Origin of the sequence: Alteromonas sp. CyTr2 (genome assembly GCF_947311905.1) — a bacterium.
Taxonomy (GTDB): domain Bacteria; phylum Pseudomonadota; class Gammaproteobacteria; order Enterobacterales; family Alteromonadaceae; genus Alteromonas; species Alteromonas macleodii.
This window is the reverse complement of sequence record NZ_CAMZMZ010000014.1, coordinates 1-16446: the sequence shown is the minus strand read 5'-3', so window position 1 is coordinate 16446 and position 16446 is coordinate 1. Positions and strand designations below refer to the sequence as shown.

Genomic DNA, 16446 nt, shown 5'->3' with positions numbered 1-16446 from the left:
AAGGGAAAATAGCCCTTCATTCCTCCTCCTAAAGGAGGAGTCAAATCACTCCGCTGTTGCATAGGCATCGACATCCCCCCTAGCTATGCTAATCCTAACGAATAGTCTGAAACAGACCATTTATGGCCTACATGCAACTAGGAACCGTTATGAATAATAATATGCCAATTAAAAAACTTGCCCTATCTATGCTGGTTTGTGCAAGTGCGTTAACTCCTGTCCATGCTGTTGTCACCGACAAAGATATTCAAAATGACCACGTTACCACTGACGACGTAGTGACGTATGGAATGGGCTTGAAAGCTCAGCGCTATAGCCCGCTAACCGCCATTAACCGCGATACAGTAGAAGAAGTACGTCCTGTGTGGGCGTTTTCATTAGGTGGTGAAAAGCAGCGGGGTCAAGAATCGCAGCCTCTGGTAAAAGATGGTGTGATGTATGTAACCGGATCTTACTCTCGTGTGTGGGCCATCGATGCGAGAACTGGTGAAGAGCTATGGCAATATGAAGCGCGTTTGCCAGACGGCATTATGCCTTGCTGTGACGTGATAAACCGTGGCGTTGCGCTTTACGATAATCTGGTCATATTTGGCACCTTGGATGCCAAGTTAGTAGCACTGGATAAAGACACGGGCAAAACCGTTTGGAAGAAAAAGGTTGAAGACTATCGAGCGGGCTACGCCATTACTGCAGCGCCTATTGTAGTTGACGGAAAAGTCATTACAGGGATTTCCGGTGGTGAGTTCGGGATCGTCGGTAAAGTGTATGCTTACGACGCGAAGTCTGGCAAACAGCTATGGGTTAGACCTACCGTTGAAGGGCACATGGGGTACATATGGAAAGACGGTAAGAAAACCGAAAATGGTATTTCAGGTGGCGCGCCAGGTAAAACATGGCCTGCTGATTTATGGAAAACCGGTGGTGCAGCAACGTGGCTAGGTGGTACTTACGACTCAGATACAGGCTTGCTATTTTTCGGTACGGGTAACCCTGCACCGTGGAACTCTCACCTACGTCCGGGCGATAACTACTTCTCGTCGTCGCGCTTAGCTATCGACCCTAATACAGGAAAAATTGTGTGGCACTTCCAAACCACACCACACGATGGCTGGGACTTCGATGGCGTAAACGAGCTTATCTCGTTTGACTACCAGGAAAACGGCAAGACAGTGAAAGCGGCGGCAACCGCCGACAGAAACGGCTTTTTCTACGTCCTTAACCGCGAAAACGGTGACTTCATTCGCGGCTTCCCGTTTGTTGATAAATTAAACTGGGCAAAGGGACTGGATGAAAAAGGTCGACCTATCTACATTGAAGAAAATCGCCCAGGAAGCCCAGCGCAATCAGCTGATGGTAAACAAGGTGCACAGGTTGTCGCTCGCCCTGCGTTCTTAGGTGGTAAAAACTGGATGCCAATGGCCTATTCAAAGGATACTGAACTCTTTTATGTGCCTTCAAACGAATGGGAAATGGATATCTGGAACGAGCCTACCTCTTACAAGAAAGGTGCAGCGTACCTAGGTGCTGGTTTCACCATCAAATCAGTGAATGAGGACTTTATCGGCGTACTTAAAGCGATTGACCCTAAAACAGGTAAAACCGTTTGGCGCTACAACAACTTCTCTCCACTTTGGGGCGGCGTGTTAACCACAGGTGGTGGTTTGGTTTGGACCGGTAACCCTGAAGGTTATCTGATGGCCTTTGACGACAAAACCGGCGAAATGGTTTACAAGTTCCAAACTGGCTCAGGTATTGTTGGCTCTCCAGTGACATGGGAGATGGATGGTGAGCAGTACATCTCTGTACTATCAGGATGGGGCGGCGCAGTGCCATTATGGGGCGGTGAAGTTGCTAAACGTGTGAAGCACTTCAACCAAGGCGGCACCGTGTGGACGTTTAAATTGCCCAAGCGCTATCAGCAGGTGGCAAAAAACTAACCTTAGCTGAGCAGTAAACAGTGATTAATACATGGCCAGCGCCTAGGTGCGCTGGCCTTTTTTTCTTCACCTATTCATTTACCTGTTGGCAAGGTAAGTCTTCATCATTCTTATGGGCGTTATTTCGACTCTGACTTTAGCACTAACGTTGAAGCAGCTATTGTAAAGCTTGCGCTTTCAGTGGCTATCATTGTGGCCTCCTACCAAAGGAGGAGCCTTTCAAAACCAAAGTAGAGTTACCCCTTATTTCCTCGTACGTATACTTAATTCATAGTCTTTTGAGGATGTACGAATTATGAAAACAAAAATATCGATGTTGTTTGCGGCACTCGTGGTAACTGGCTTGTCTGGCCACGTGCTTGCACATGGAAATGTTATCCCTCAAGGAGCAGATAGCTCAGCTATGCCGCCAATCACTGATGGCGATGAGTCTGAAAATGGCTGGGTGTTTGAAAACCCATATCGAAGCCTTGATGAAGAAACCAAAACGAAGGTCATCAAGTTTGGTGAGTCCGCTTATGCAAATAACTGTGCAGGTTGTCACGGCTTGCACGCGCAGTCTGGCGGAATAAACCCAGACCTTCGTGAACTCGACCCAGAAAGCTTTGAAGACGACGAATGGTTCGTTGAGCGCTTGCGTTTTGGCTCGGCGAAAGGCATGCCTGCACTTGGCGGCATTCCTGAAGGTCAAACCGATCCTATCTTAGACCAAGAGACACTTTGGGCTATTAAAACCTACGTTGAAGCACGTCGCGTTGTGGCTATTGAAGAGGGTGAGATAGAAGCAGATTAGGGCGACGTCTGTTACGCCTTTTTCGCCGGGTTAACGTCGAGTTACCCGGCGCTTTTCGTTTCCAATAACGTCTAACAACACATCAATAGCCTCACTCTTCACTGTTTATAAACTTAAAATGTGCTTAACAAAGACATATTTTCATCACACTAGCTGTAGTTTACTTAATATTCCAAAGGCGAGGGCGGTAATAGGCAAAGATGCCAATGTGCTCACTGCGATGATACTTGCCGCCAAACGATAATCACCGCCTAAGTTTCTAACCATGACATAGCTTGCTGCAGCAGTAGGTGAAATGGCGAGAAGAAGAACAATGCCCAGCTCCATACCTCTAAATCCAAAAGCATAGGCAAACGCGACTAATATAGTGGGATAAACCACGCATTTACTGGTTGTGCTAAGCACAATGTTAAACCAGTCACTGGAGAATGAGCGGAACTGTAGGGAAGCACCGGTACAAATAAGTGCAAGTGGCAGTGTTAGCTGCGCAAAGTATTCACCGGTTTTTATCAAGGTGGTGGGCAATTGCCATTCGAAGTAAGAGAAGGGGAGCGCTGCCGCGATAGAAAGAATTAGCGGGTTTTTCGCCATGCCAGTAACTTGACCCAATAAAGAACGCGACGCGCCTTGATAAAAATTAAGAACAAAGACAGACAATACGTTAAACAATATAGTAATACACCCCATATAGACCGAGGCTACAGCAAGCCCTTCTTGCCCATAGGTATTGGCACAATAAGCAAGGCCAATAATGCCCATATTGGCTCTGAAACCGCCTTGTACAACCACACCTCTGGCTTTGTACGGATGTACGGTCAGATGAGAGGTAATCATCAGAGCGGCAAAAACAATGAGCGTGCCCATAACCCCAACGCCTATCAGCGATAGGTTGGCGGCTTTAGAAAAGTCTGCTCGCGCTATCGATAAAAATAACAGCGCAGGGAGCGCAACGTTAAATACCAGTTTAGATCCAGCTTCTATAAACCCTTCATTGAGCCATTTAATGCGAAAAAATAGCCATCCCATTAACAGAAGGATCAAAACAGGAATCAGCGTGCTGGTAATAAAACTAAGCATAAAAGATACGTAAGCCTTTACATGTGGAAACGAAACAACACAAAAACGCATTTGTAGAATATTGATGAATTTAACCTATTCACAAACGGTTTTGATAAGCGTAACTTAATATTTATATAAGAAAGGGGTGCCGATACAAAAGCTAGCCCTGTGTTCAAAAGCCCCTATTCAAAAGAATTGATGTATGAAAGCACTTCTTTTATTTGTTGGTTTTGTAATAGTTAATTGCTTGTGGGGCGGGCTCTCTCACGCTTACGCTAAAAGTACTGCGTCTTTAGATAAAATGCAGTTAGTTAACGACAAGCTGTGGATGTATTACGAGGAAGGTAGTCAGCTTACTGCTGAAGACATCCTGACTAAATATCAGCAGAATACACTTATAAAAAATACTAATGGGCGCGTTCGTTATGGGCTCACTGGTAACACGGTTTGGGGGGGGCTGTTGAATTAGATTCATATAGTGTTCTTGTTACTCATATTGCTAAAAATAGCCCAATAAAAGTCGCTGAAGAAATTAAAGGGCAAGTTAGGGGCTCTGACATTACCTTTCGCTGGGGCGGAGAAGAGTTTTTGGTATTTTTGCCCCATACTCGGGTGCATTACGCCAAGCAAATTGCCAAGAATCTCCGCGTACACCTTTTCACCCACGACATCAACAAATTCATACGAGTGACAGTAAGTATAGGTGTGGCAGGAACCTCGCCAGGCGAAGAGGATATAAATGTTCTCATTAAACAGTCAGACCAAGCCTTGTACCTAGCGAAAGCAAAAGGTCGAAACAAAGTGGTGATTTGGGAGGAAGATTCAGAATAAGAGGAAATAACCAATAGGAGAAATAAAGGGAAGTATCTAGCTGATTTATAAATACAGCATTCTCACGTATGATTCTGCTTTTCATTTTCTCAGAGTATCCTTTTCATGTACCAAGATTTTCAAGCAGAGTTGGCGTGGGCTAGCCTTCATATGCCGCGCACTCGTAATGCCATTGCATCACTTCCCGATCTGTCGAACGTTAAACTTGCTTGCAACATGCATTTAGATTTGAAAATGGCGCCTTTGGTTGAAGGGCTACTTTCACGAGGATGCGACATTTTTCTTACCACGTGTAACCCCACTACAGTGCAAGATGACGTGGTGTCTTACCTTGTTGATAAAGGCGCAACGGCCCATGCATGGCGTGATATGAGCGAGGCTGACTGGTCTGAGTCATTCGATAAAGCGCTGGCGTGGCAGCCTACCCATTTGTGTGAAATGGGCGCAGATCTGACAACTCGACTTCACGAAAATATAAAAGCAAATAAACCAGTACCGAGCATTGTATCGGGCTTAGAAGCAACGGGCTCTGGCATTAACCGTTTAAATGGTATGGCGCCAAACTATCCAATATTTAACTGGGATGATTTGCCGGTAAAAGAAGGGCTTCACAACAGGCACATGGTGGGCTTAAGCGCATGGCAAACCTTCTTCCAAACCACTCATCTAACCCTGCACGAACAAGTAGTAGTTGTTATTGGTTATGGTCTGGTAGGGCAGGGCGTTGCTGCCTCGGCTAAAGCGTTTGGGGCACAAGTTCAAGTTGCAGAACTTGATCCAGCAAGAGCGCTTCAAGCGAAGTACGACGGCTGGCCAGTGGTTGATTTAAATGAAGCGGCTAGCCAGGCTGATGTTATTGCCACTGCAACTGGTGCGTATGGCGTGGTGAATTCGAGTCATCTAGACAACATGAAAGACGGAACATTTATTTTAAATGTAGGCCATGTAGCCCAAGAAATTGATGTGCCTTACCTTAAAAACAACGCTACTCACAGTGAGCCAATGCCTTATGTAAATGCCTATAAACTGGGCGATAAAACACTGTATCTTCTAGCCGATGGCTCTATGTTTAACTTAACTGCGGGCTATGGTGACAGCATCAATGCCTTCGACGTAACTTTGGCCGTTATGGCGGCGGGTATCGGCTATATCGTGAATGAAGGCGCAAAAAGCGAAAAAGGCTTGTACTTGCTACCAGAGGCTGCGTGGAAAAGTGCACTGTGAAGCACAGCGAGTCATAAGCGAGTGTTTATCTTTAGGTACGCTGTACAAGCTGTACAAAAGGTCTAGCCATCTCTGCTTATCTCGACATTTCTATTGAATGTTGTACAGTGAGCCCGTTTTAATAAATTCATATTTAAGGCGGGCTGATGACCATTCCAACAGGCAATCAGTCTTGCGCCAGTGTAGGGACGAAAAAAATGGGTAAAATAATAGGTACAAAAACACCACAGCAGGCTTTAGATAGCCTTGCCAACATGACAGGCGATCTGCGCCCCATAGAACTCTCTGAATACAAAGCCCGAATTGCCAAGGCGCAGCATTATATGCAGGAAAATGGCATTGGTGCGCTCTACTTAAACGCGGGTACTAACTTAGCGTATTTTACAGGTATGCAGTGGTACGCCAGTGAGCGTTTAGTCGGTGCGCTTTTGCCTGCAAAGGGTGACGTTGTATATCTAGCTCCTACCTTTGAGATCGACTCTTTAAACGAACGCAAATTAGTGGAAGGCAACATAATTGGCTGGCAAGAGCACGAGAGCCCATATGCGCTTGTCATAGCTATGCTAGATAAACTAAATACCGCTGGAGGCGATAAGCTGGGTGTGGATGAGTCGACCCAGTTTTTTATCGTAGATGGTTTGAATAAGATGCTTGGCCAATCTTGGCAAATTATTAATGGTGCTGAGGTAACAGCACACTGTCGCATGCACAAATCTAACAATGAACTAGCGCTTATTCAACGCGCTATGGACATGACACTTGCTGTGCATAAAGCGACTGCCAGTATGCTTTATGAAGGTATTACTACTACTGAAGTTGAAGCATTTATTAACGATGCACATAAGAAAGTGGGGGCCACTGGTAACTATTTTTGCATTGTACTTTTTGGAAAAGCCACCTCGTTTCCCCACGGCGTTAAAGACCCTCAAGTTTTAAAGAAAAATGACTTAGTATTGATTGATACTGGCTGTAAGGTGCACGGCTATCTCTCTGATATCACGAGAACCTATTGTTTTGGTGAGCCAACCGATAAGCAAAGAGCATTATGGGAAAGCGAAAAACGCGCGCAGCTTGCCGCATTTAACGCTGCAAAAGTTGGTGTTTCCTGTGGCGATGTGGATAAAGCCGCGCGAGACAGCTTAGCTAAAGATGGCTTAGGACCAGACTATAACTTACCAGGTTTGCCTCATCGAACCGGGCACGGCATAGGCATGGATATTCACGAATGGCCTTATTTGGTGAAAGACAATCCTCACCCGCTAGCATCTGGTATGTGTTTTAGTAACGAACCTATGATCGTAGTACCAAACGAGTTCGGTATTCGCTTAGAAGATCACTTTTATATGACCGAAGATGGCCCGGTGTGGTTTACTGAGCCTAGCGAATCGATTGACTCTTTGTAAGTAAACTAAAATGAAGCTGCTCTTTGTTACGAAGAGCAGCTGTAGTGAGCGACTCCGCCCGCACTGAAAAATTCAAGTGGGCGCAGCTGGTAGTACTTATTCTCTACCTCTTTTGATTGCTCATCATAAGGCGCAGTAAGTATCTTCTGAAGTTCGTGAATTGGCGTAAAGTCACCTTTCTCTGCGGCTTTATAGGCAGGCACAATTAACCATTCGCGCCATGTGAATTTAGGGTTCGCTTTGCGCATATGCTCTGCGGTAGCAGCAATAGCGTTTGTAACATCACCTTGTGTTTCGGCGTCCTTTTCAATGCGCTCACGCCACGTTTGTAGCCATGCTTCCCATTCTGTCATGACCTCTGCTTTAGGCGGGTAGTAAAAGCTTTTCGTCAAGCTCGCCATATCTTCAGGCATTGACGATAGCTCTCGGAAAAACAGATTGTAGTCCACGCCTGTGCGCAGCATTAATTGCAGCAGCTTAATCAGCAAGTCGTGGTTGTAGCTGGCAATGCCAAGCTTTGTTGCCCACATACTCTCCATGGCGCGTTCCATCACGCCAGAAAAACCGTCGTTGATCTCGTTAAGCTTAGAGAGCTGTTCACTGTTGCCTTCAAGTAGCGGCATCAGTGAGCGACAGAACATATCAAAGTTCTTTTGCGCAGCAATGGGCTGGTTTAAAAACGAGAAGTGACGACCGCCGCCTGTCCAAGGTTGGTAGTCTGCTTCAAAAAATTCACAAAAGCCGAATGGTCCATAATCCAGCGTAAAGCCTCCTGCGGCGCAGTTATCGCTATTAAAATTGCCCTGGCAATAACCGACGCGAACCCAACCAGAAACAAGACGCGTTAGCCGGTCTCGAAATAGTGCAGCCAGCGTTACCAATTGCTCTTCAAACAACGTGGTTGTGTCAATTTCACTTGAGTACTCTCGCTCAATAAGGTGCTTAACAATGGCTTCTAGTTCGTTTAACGCTTCGCTGTGTTCGTTACAGCGAGCTCGCCTAGCAAAAAGCTCTATTTGGCCTACGCGCAAAAAGGAGGGCGCCACGCGGGTAGAAATAGCCGTTATATTTTCTACCATCACTTCAGGTTCATAGGAATGAGACCCTTCGCGATACCACGGCCTGTCTACCGTGTTTGATTCAGACATAAACAAGCTCAGCGAACGTGAGGTCGGAATGCCAAGCGCATGCATGTGTTCTTGCACTAAAAATTCGCGCACGCTTGAGCGCAATACGGCGCGCCCGTCTGCGCCGCGACTATAAGGCGTGCGACCCGCACCTTTTAACTGCATTTCCCAACGCTTGCCGTTTAATACTGCTTCAACGATAGAAATTGCTCTGCCGTCGCCGTAGCCGTTACCTGTTCTAAACGGGCACTGCTGTGTGTACTCCGTACCGTAAATAGAAAGTGCGTAGCCGGTTGCCCAGCCGAAGGGCTTCATTGGAGCAGGTACATCCGACATGTCCCCTGAGAACAGCTGGGTGAAATCTTTAGATGTTGCCAAGCTATCGTCTAAGCCTAATTCGGCAAACAGCGTTTCGCTATGAGCAACGTACGTCGGTGCAGTTAATGGGGTCGGAGTAACTGGCACATAGTGACCTGAAAACACTTGGCGCGGGTTATGGTCGTCACCATCGCACGTCGACTGCGGGTCTGGGGTAAGGGTATTCAGCAAAGAGTAATCTACGTACTTTGCGAATTCATCTAGTGTTTTGATACGATCTGTCACTTCCATCACCTTTTTCATACTAGCCGCCCGTTACTGATCTGCCACGTGCCTTCGGGAACATAGACTTGCCGACTTACAGCGCCAAGCGCAGTAACTTTTCTTTATTGTTTGACCAAGAACAAACAATGCAAGTTACGCCCATTGTACTCTTATCTACACTTTTATGCAGGCATACAGCGCTTGTTGAATGCATAGCACCGCTTGTTCAGTGCGTAGCATTCTGCTTTACAAATTGGTCACCGGTGTGGGGGCATTATATGCCACACCCGCCTAACGAATGCCTAGATGTAGCGAGTGTATTACGAATTACGTTCGATAAGCGATTAACAGACAAAGAAGGTGGTAGATGGATAGTATCGTACTGATTGGCAATATTATTGGTGGCTTGGGGCTTTTCTTGCTAGCCATTGGCATGATGACCGACGGGCTTAAACTAGCGGCAGGAAACGCTTTACGAACGTTACTTGCTAAGTGGAGTAAAACGCCATTTAGAGGTGTGTTGTCAGGCGCGGCGATGACCGCTTTAGTCCAGTCTTCAAGCGCGGTAACTGTGGCATCGTTAGGCTTTGTTAATGCTGGTCTTCTTAGCATGCGCCATGCACTGGGCATTGTTTACGGTGCAAACATAGGTACAACCATGACCGGGTGGCTTGTTGCCTTAGTGGGTTTTAAACTAAATATTCAAGCCGTTGCATTGCCTATGATTGGTGTAGGCATGATTCTAAAACTACTGAAACCCAACAGTCGATTAGCATCACTGGGTATTGCGATTGCTGGGTTCGGTTTGTTTTTTGTGGGGATTGACAGTTTAAAAACCGCCTTTGAAGGAATCGTGAGCACCTTCGATCTCAGTCAGTTTCAAGCCTCTGGTATTGAAGGCTTTCTGATGTATTTAGTTATTGGCTTCATTATGACAGTGCTAACTCAGTCATCTAGTGCATCCATCGCTTTAACTATTACCGCGGCGACCTCTGGAATGGTGGGCATTTATGCCGCGGGTGCAATGGTAATTGGAGCAAATATTGGCACTACGTCTACCGCTCTATTCGCCTCTATTGGCGCCACATCCAGTGCTAAGCGAGTGGCAACGGCACAGGTTATTTTTAACGTTACTACCGCCATTGTGGCTGCCTTGGTTTTACCCCTACTATTTGCCTTTATTAATTGGATAACCGCTGTTGCCGACTTAGAAGCTGCTCCGGGCATTACACTTGCTATCTTTCATACCTTGTTTAACCTGCTGGGAGTGGCGCTTATTTTGCCCCTGAACGACTGGCTAACAAGCTTTCTCGAGCGACGTTTTGTATCGTTAGAAGAAAAGGCGTCGAAGCCCAAGCACTTAGATAAAAACATTGCTCAAACTCCCGATTTGGCAGTGAACGCGCTCATCCTAGAGTTACTATCAGTATCAGACCGCTTCTTAAGCGTTTACCCCAAATTGCTTTCCCAACAAAGCAGCGAAATAACGGTTGTTGAAAACGATTTAAAGAGTGTTGAAACGCTCTGTCAGCATATTTCGCAGTTTATTGTTGAAGTAGAGCGCGAAGCCTTAAGTGAACAAACTACCGAAGCGTTGGCATCGCTTATGCGAGTAGAGCACTACATGTTATCGAACGCACAAAAAGCCGAAGCCATTTCAGCACTGAGTAGGCGTCGAGAGGTGCTCGCTCAACCAATGCTTGAAGGGCAATTTACCAACTATTTATCGGTCACCAACGAGTTCATGAAAATGGTGCGTTGGAGACAATTTGATAGCAGCGACGCGTTAAACGTTCAATTCGATTTACTTGATAAAGAGCACCATACACTGAAATCAGCGCTGGTACTGGAGGCAACGCAAGGTGATATTTCCATTAGCCAAATGACAGACGCTACCGAGTGTATGGAATTTCTTTTACAAATTGTGCACATGTGGATCAAAGTGTTTAGCCGCATTCAGCAGGTCGAGGACAGCATTACCACGGCAAATTCAACGCACGGTGATAGTCAACAAAACGTGGAAGGTGATTAAAGGAGCATACTATGGCAACACTTACCTTTTTAGGCGCAGTTGAAGGGGTGACAGGGTCAATGCATTTGCTTAAGACAGCGCACAGCACCTTGTTGCTCGATTGCGGGTTATATCAAGGCAGGCGAGATGAAGAAGCAAAAAACCACGAACCCTTGCCCGTGGATGTCAGCCAGCTTGATGCGGTGATATTGTCTCATGCACACCTTGATCATTCTGGCCGTTTGCCTATTTTACTAAGAGAGGGCTATAGCGGCCCAATCTATATGACTCGGCCGACCGCCGATCTCATTGAAGTTTTGTTAAAAGATGCTGCGTCTTTACAGGAACGAGACGCAGAATGGGAAAATAAACGTCGTCAGCGTTCGGGTAAACCCCTTATCGAACCATTATATCGCAAAGAAGAAGTTGATGGCGTGTTAAAGCAGTGCATACCCATTCGCTATTACACCAAACGTAAAATAACCCAAGACGTTGAGCTTAATTTTGCTGACGCCGGGCATATTCTTGGCTCGGCGATAGTAGAGATATGTATCACTGAAAACGGTGACGTTAAAAAGTTAGTCTTTTCTGGCGATCTCGGTAATTCGCAAGCCGCGTTACTTCGCGATCCGGATATAATAGAAGAAGCGGATATCGTACTTTTAGAGTCTACCTATGGCGATCGCAACCATCGTTCAATGGAAGCCACCCTAGATGAGTTTGAACAGGTTATTTTACAAGCCAGTGAAAACGGCGGAAACATTCTTATTCCATCATTTGCGGTAGGGCGCACCCAAGAGATCATATTTCGATTAGGTGAGCTATATCAACAAGGCAAATTAGCGCAGCAGCGGGTGTTTTTAGACAGCCCAATGGCGATTGCGGTCACTGAAATTTATCACCGCTACCAAGATGTTTATAACGAAGAAGATCTCGATGCTATTTCCGATAGTGCCGAGCGCGTTCATAGCCAAAATCAGAGCTTACATTCATTGTTGCCCATATTAAGCTATACCACATCAACAGAAGAGTCGATTGCGCTTAACAAAGTGGTTAGCGGTGCCATAATCATTGCGGGCAGCGGTATGTGCAACGGTGGGCGTATTCGACACCATTTAAAACAAAATTTATGGCGTAAACAGTCCCATGTAGTTTTTGTCGGCTTTCAGGCAATGGGGACGCCGGGACGTAAGATAATCGATGGAGCCACACATGTAAAAATGGCGGGGGAGGATATTGCCGTTCGCGCACAAATCCACACGTTAGGTGGGTTTTCAGCACACGCTAGTCAAGAACAGCTAATTGACTGGTTGTCGCACTTCAATACGCTGCCCAAGATTTACTTAATCCACGGAGAGGAAGGTGCTAAACATACATTGCAAAGTGCCATTAAAGAAAAAGGATGGAATGCGTTTATTCCGCATTTCGAAGAAACAATAAGATTCTAGAGACTAGACGTAAAAAATAAAAAGCGCCCTCAAAACAGGTTGTTTACGTTTACGCGCACCTGCCAGTCGTCTGCGGTATAGCCAGCAGCAATCCACTGTTTTACATTGGCATTGCCAATAGTGTTAAGGCTTAGCGCTTAACCTTAATTTACCTTCTTCAACGGTGAGCTGCATTGGCACCGTTGAAAGCATGCTTACTGCTTTGTTCGCAGGATCTAGCCGATACACTGGATTTGAGGCCAAATAGCCGTTGATGAGCTGCATGAATTCGCCACTTACAGGGGCTAAATTACCTTTAAAGCCGCCAGCATCAATTGTGCTATCAAGAAGAGACAATGAGCGCACAAAAATCGCTTTTTCTTCACTGTCGTAATAAGGCGTGCCTTCCAAAGCTAGACTCACTTTTGCAGGGTAGTTCAACCCAAATGCACTAATACGGGCAGTGGCAATAGTGCCTAGCTGAACCACGTCTCTGCCATCTGGGCCTATGGTAGCTGTCATATCTTCCACGTCTAAATAAAGAGGAATACCAGCAAGTGACGTTTGCTTTTGCAATTTACTCACTTGGCTATCAAGCACTTGTTCTAACTCGGCATTAGATACAGTGTAAACCGCCAGTTGAGAGAGAGTAGCGCAGCCTGCAAGAATGGCAACGAAGGCAATGGAAAGTAGAATTCTCATAAAAAAGTCTCTTTTAGCAATGAGTTGTCGAATTATACAGTGCGAGCCGGAAATACTGGCGCTGCAACAACGAAGTGCCTCTATTGTACGGGCAGAGGAAAGAGATGAACAATGAAATCGTTAACTCGCTAAGACAACGGCTTATTCAGGGAGTCCATGAGTAGGGGAGAGGCGCAAAGCGTAACGCTGGAAAAAATACTTGGTTGCCGACACTTAATAAAATTGAGTGTATGACCACTGTTGGGATATGTGCAATCGAAAGAGCGTGACCATGGTGTCATTTATATCTCAAGTTGGGCAGTTTGTCGCAATCAACTTGATCAGTTTATAGCGGCTATATTAACGTAGGGCCCTCGGTTGGGGAGTAGCCTATTTCCGTTTCAAATGGAAAAGTTTGTATCAACATAATTGGTCACATTACCATGGTACAGACACCTCTTGGTTGGCGAGACCATCGATAAGTCCACGCTTAAAGGTCAGGCTTGTGGATTTGTCGTGGACTCAATTAGCCTGACCGGAGTTCTAAAACTATGAGTATCTTCGCTCTTATCTTGCTAGCCTTTGCTATGTCAACAGATGCGTTTGCCGCCGCGATAGGCAAAGGTGTCAAAATCAATCGCCCTCGTTTAAGTTTTGCCCTCAAAATTGGCCTTTTGTTCGGACTGATAGAGGCAACAACCCCATTTATAGGCTGGTTCATTGGTCGCGCGGCGTCTTCATACGTTGAAGCATGGGATCATTGGATTGCGCTAATCATTCTTTCTGGTTTAGGTATTCATATGGTACTCGAGAGCCTGAAACCTGCCGAAGAAGAGTCGACGTCTCAAAAACAATCCTTTATTTTATTGTGTATTACTGCGTTAGGCACAAGCATCGACGCAATGGCAGTGGGTGCAAGTCTCGCGCTAATTGAGGTGAATATTGCTATTGCTGCGACGTTAATTGGGATAGCCACTTTTTCGATGGTAACTATTGGCATTATGTTGGGCAGTGTTATGGGAACATTGATAGGTAAGCGAGCAGAGACATTTGGTGGCATTGTGCTTGTTTCGGTTGGTACTTGGATCTTTGTGAGTCACACGCTCTAGAGCGTGTTGATCTTTGTGGTTTGAACGTTAACCGTGCTTCTATTACCGCTATAGCCACGCACGTTGAAGCCGTTTATTAAATATCCCGATGGGTTATTTTCATCGCCAGAAAAACTTCGGCTCGCAAAGCTATCGAACATGCCGCCAGAGTTGTTTTGTCTAACAATGGTGGGCACAAAATCTAGCGCATCAATGAAGCGCGTGATCCCTTCTTTTAAGGTCAAGCATAAGCAAGATATTACGTATCTTTGGCAGGTTTTGTAGAGGTCGCGAATGTTATGTTATCTCGTTTCTTTTAGCAAGGAGGGTAAGCAGACAATAAGGTGAGATTGATGATTATTGCGAGCTGCTACAGATACATACAGGCTGTTTGTATTGATAAATGGAAATGTGCAGAGCTGTGGGTAAAAATAAACTTACTGGTCTAAACTCACCTGCGCAGCGTTTTCCTCGGTCTACTAATGCTATACACTTCGCGTTTTTATTACTCTTGCCTGCAGGCTGAACCTAAATTTTTAACTAGGACACTGAATGCGTCACACAATCCTACCTTTGCTCTTTTGTACTTTACCTTTTACCGCCATGGCCGCTGAAAGTGTTGATTCATCAAACGCTAACTCTGGCGTGAACAGCAACGAAAAAGGCGTAGAAAAAATTACGATTGAAGGGGCGGCGACGGCGAACAACAAGCCGGTAGGGACGTTTAATTCACCTATATCTAACTTAGAGTACGATCCGCGAGTCGATTTGCAATCAAGAAACATGGCAGAAGCGCAGGCTGACGTGACTATTCGCGGCGGTATATTCGAAAACACGGGTTTTCGCATAGGAAGCGCAACGCTGATCGACCCGCAAACGGGGCACTATTTCGCCGAGATTCCTATTGCGCCAGAAATGTTGACGAAGCCGAGTATTTTCACGGGCGTCGATAACGCGCTTTACGGCGTAAATAGCTCCGTAGGTACCGTGTCTTATGGCTGGCGTCCCATCCAAACAGCAGGCAGTGTGTCAGTGGGAATAGGTAATAACAACTTCAATTTGCAGCGTGTACACGGTGCAGTAAAGCACGCGCTTAGTGATTTACCCGGTTGGTCTGTTGGGATTGAAGGGGAGTATTCTCGCTCTGAAAGTGATGGCACTATTGCTAATGGCGATCATAATTTCGAACGCGCGTCAGGGCGTATTCAGCTGGCAAGTAATGACTCACAAACCGACGTGTTTTATGGCTTTCAGCAAAAATTTTTTGGCTGGCCTAACTTGTACACGCCTTTTAATGTAAACGAGACAGAAGACATTCAAACCCGTTTGGTCATGCTAAATCACAAACAGCGCTACGGCGAAGAGAGCATGAAAAATACCTTTGAGGTCTCTGCTTACTACAGAGAGAATGACGACCATTACGTATTCTCACGTGAAAATCCTGAAGCGTTTCAGGCGTTTCATGAAACCCAAGTGAAGTCATTGGCATTTTCCGGTACTCATAATGTTTCGCAAGAATTCGGTATTAACTACGCAGCACAGCTTACTGCAGACGACATCACGTCAACCACACTAGAGAACAATTTCACCTCTCGCGACTACTACAAAATAAGCCTAGTGCCCGAGTATCGAACTCAGTTGAACAGCAATGAATCGCTTACCGTTCGTTTAGGTGGGGCGTTTGACGATACAAATCGCGACGACGACCGACTGTCTTTTGTGGGCGATATTAGCTGGCTGACCCAAACAGGTAATAATGCCTCGCGTACACTCTATCTTTCGTATGCAGAGGCGACGCAGGTGGCTGGCTACACTGCTGTAGGCGGCAGCACCACAAGCGGTCTGTTTAGAAGTAACAATCAGTTACAGCGAGAAGTCAGCAAAAACCTAGAGTTTGGGGCGTCATTTGATAAAACGTCTTTCAAAGTTGATACCGCTGTATTCTATCGCTGGGATAACGAGCTGACAGATTGGACATATAGCTTCGACGCTACTTCAGCACGCAGTGCAAACCCCGTTGATATCGAAACCCTGGGTGTTGAGGTAATTGCCATTAAACGCTTTGATAGCGCAGATGTAGTTGCCAGCTATACCTATTTAGATAAGTCTGAAGACTACCGAATTGACGAGGTAGACGCGAGCTTTTACGCGCTTAACTATCCGCCGCATCGCGCAACCCTAGGGGTAGTGTGGTTTGCAACTGATATGAGGTGGTTTAATTGAGTTGACCAGTCCAGTTAAGGATATAATTGAACTTTAGCTGGAGAAAGTAAATGGCCGGAA

The 16446-nt window shown here is 45.9% G+C and carries 13 protein-coding genes, 1 pseudogene and 1 riboswitch; of the genes and pseudogenes, 10 read left to right on the top strand and 4 right to left on the bottom strand.

What is annotated here, in order from left to right; all coding sequences use genetic code 11:
* Positions 1-149: 149 nt before the first annotated feature.
* Positions 150-1937, top strand: a complete 1788-nt coding sequence (locus QME20_RS09560) for a PQQ-dependent methanol/ethanol family dehydrogenase (protein ID WP_239246624.1) — start codon at positions 150-152, stop codon at positions 1935-1937.
* Positions 1938-2232: 295 nt separating this feature from the next.
* Positions 2233-2730: a cytochrome c-550 PedF gene (gene pedF, locus QME20_RS09555; RefSeq protein WP_014950662.1), complete on the top strand. Its 498-nt coding sequence runs from the start codon at positions 2233-2235 to the stop codon at positions 2728-2730.
* A gap of 144 nt (positions 2731-2874) precedes the next feature.
* Here pedF and QME20_RS09550 read toward each other — a convergent pair whose 3' ends face one another.
* Positions 2875-3807, bottom strand: a complete 933-nt coding sequence (locus QME20_RS09550) for an AEC family transporter (protein WP_049588469.1) — start codon at positions 3805-3807, stop codon at positions 2875-2877.
* 184 nt (positions 3808-3991) lie between these two features.
* Here QME20_RS09550 and QME20_RS09545 point away from each other — a divergent pair, with 184 nt between their 5' ends.
* The 4 genes from QME20_RS09545 to QME20_RS09530 all read left to right on the top strand — a co-directional run bounded on the left by QME20_RS09545 (position 3992) and on the right by QME20_RS09530 (position 7247).
* Positions 3992-4258 (top strand): hypothetical protein, encoded by a 267-nt coding sequence (locus tag QME20_RS09545; protein ID WP_049588468.1) that lies wholly within the window; start codon positions 3992-3994, stop codon positions 4256-4258.
* Entirely contained in the window at positions 4237-4620 is a 384-nt protein-coding gene (locus QME20_RS09540) for a GGDEF domain-containing protein (RefSeq protein ID WP_049588467.1), read from the top strand. The genes QME20_RS09545 and QME20_RS09540 overlap by 22 nt, the downstream gene beginning before the upstream one ends.
* Before the next feature lie 105 nt (positions 4621-4725).
* A complete protein-coding gene (locus tag QME20_RS09535) occupies positions 4726-5844 on the top strand; it encodes an adenosylhomocysteinase (RefSeq protein ID WP_187447322.1) in 1119 nt (372 codons plus the stop codon).
* Positions 5845-6041: 197 nt separating this feature from the next.
* Positions 6042-7247 carry a Xaa-Pro peptidase family protein gene (locus QME20_RS09530; protein WP_061487004.1) on the top strand — a complete coding sequence of 402 codons (1206 nt, stop codon included), beginning with the start codon at positions 6042-6044 and terminating at the stop codon, positions 7245-7247.
* Between the two features lie 26 nt (positions 7248-7273).
* Here the strand turns inward: QME20_RS09530 and QME20_RS09525 are convergent, their stop codons facing one another.
* On the bottom strand, positions 7274-8977 hold the full coding sequence (locus tag QME20_RS09525; protein ID WP_281715842.1) for a protein adenylyltransferase SelO family protein: 1704 nt from the start codon (positions 8975-8977) through the stop codon (positions 7274-7276).
* Positions 8978-9323: 346 nt separating this feature from the next.
* Here QME20_RS09525 and QME20_RS09520 point away from each other — a divergent pair, with 346 nt between their 5' ends.
* Positions 9324-10988: a Na/Pi symporter gene (locus QME20_RS09520; protein WP_281715841.1), complete on the top strand. Its 1665-nt coding sequence runs from the start codon at positions 9324-9326 to the stop codon at positions 10986-10988.
* Between the two features lie 11 nt (positions 10989-10999).
* Positions 11000-12415: an MBL fold metallo-hydrolase gene (locus QME20_RS09515; protein ID WP_281715840.1), complete on the top strand. Its 1416-nt coding sequence runs from the start codon at positions 11000-11002 to the stop codon at positions 12413-12415.
* A 123-nt stretch (positions 12416-12538) separates the two neighbouring features.
* Here the strand turns inward: QME20_RS09515 and QME20_RS09510 are convergent, their stop codons facing one another.
* On the bottom strand, positions 12539-13096 hold the full coding sequence (locus tag QME20_RS09510) for a DUF1439 domain-containing protein (RefSeq protein WP_049588154.1): 558 nt from the start codon (positions 13094-13096) through the stop codon (positions 12539-12541).
* A 350-nt stretch (positions 13097-13446) separates the two neighbouring features.
* Positions 13447-13573: riboswitch (yybP-ykoY riboswitch) on the top strand.
* A 53-nt stretch (positions 13574-13626) separates the two neighbouring features.
* Here QME20_RS09510 and QME20_RS09505 point away from each other — a divergent pair.
* Positions 13627-14184: a manganese efflux pump MntP family protein gene (locus tag QME20_RS09505; protein ID WP_049588156.1), complete on the top strand. Its 558-nt coding sequence runs from the start codon at positions 13627-13629 to the stop codon at positions 14182-14184.
* 8 nt (positions 14185-14192) lie between these two features.
* On the opposite strand, the pseudogene QME20_RS09500 reads toward QME20_RS09505, so the two are convergent.
* A pseudogene (locus QME20_RS09500) lies at positions 14193-14396 on the bottom strand (hypothetical protein); the annotation flags it as partial.
* Between the two features lie 319 nt (positions 14397-14715).
* Here QME20_RS09500 and QME20_RS09495 point away from each other — a divergent pair.
* Complete coding sequence (locus tag QME20_RS09495; protein ID WP_281715839.1) at positions 14716-16386, top strand: TonB-dependent receptor; 1671 nt, start codon at positions 14716-14718, stop codon at positions 16384-16386.
* Positions 16387-16446: the final 60 nt, after the last annotated feature.

Coding starts and splice junctions, on each gene's coding strand:
- QME20_RS09535 (WP_187447322.1), top strand. CDS start 4,726: ATGTACCAAGATTTTCAAGCAGAGTTGGCGTGGGCTAGCCTTCATATG.
- QME20_RS09510 (WP_049588154.1), bottom strand. CDS start 13,096: ATGAGAATTCTACTTTCCATTGCCTTCGTTGCCATTCTTGCAGGCTGC.
- QME20_RS09530 (WP_061487004.1), top strand. CDS start 6,042: ATGGGTAAAATAATAGGTACAAAAACACCACAGCAGGCTTTAGATAGC.
- QME20_RS09495 (WP_281715839.1), top strand. CDS start 14,716: ATGCGTCACACAATCCTACCTTTGCTCTTTTGTACTTTACCTTTTACC.
- QME20_RS09545 (WP_049588468.1), top strand. CDS start 3,992: ATGAAAGCACTTCTTTTATTTGTTGGTTTTGTAATAGTTAATTGCTTG.
- QME20_RS09560 (WP_239246624.1), top strand. CDS start 150: ATGAATAATAATATGCCAATTAAAAAACTTGCCCTATCTATGCTGGTT.
- QME20_RS09520 (WP_281715841.1), top strand. CDS start 9,324: ATGGATAGTATCGTACTGATTGGCAATATTATTGGTGGCTTGGGGCTT.
- QME20_RS09550 (WP_049588469.1), bottom strand. CDS start 3,807: ATGCTTAGTTTTATTACCAGCACGCTGATTCCTGTTTTGATCCTTCTG.
- QME20_RS09515 (WP_281715840.1), top strand. CDS start 11,000: ATGGCAACACTTACCTTTTTAGGCGCAGTTGAAGGGGTGACAGGGTCA.
- QME20_RS09505 (WP_049588156.1), top strand. CDS start 13,627: ATGAGTATCTTCGCTCTTATCTTGCTAGCCTTTGCTATGTCAACAGAT.
- pedF (WP_014950662.1), top strand. CDS start 2,233: ATGAAAACAAAAATATCGATGTTGTTTGCGGCACTCGTGGTAACTGGC.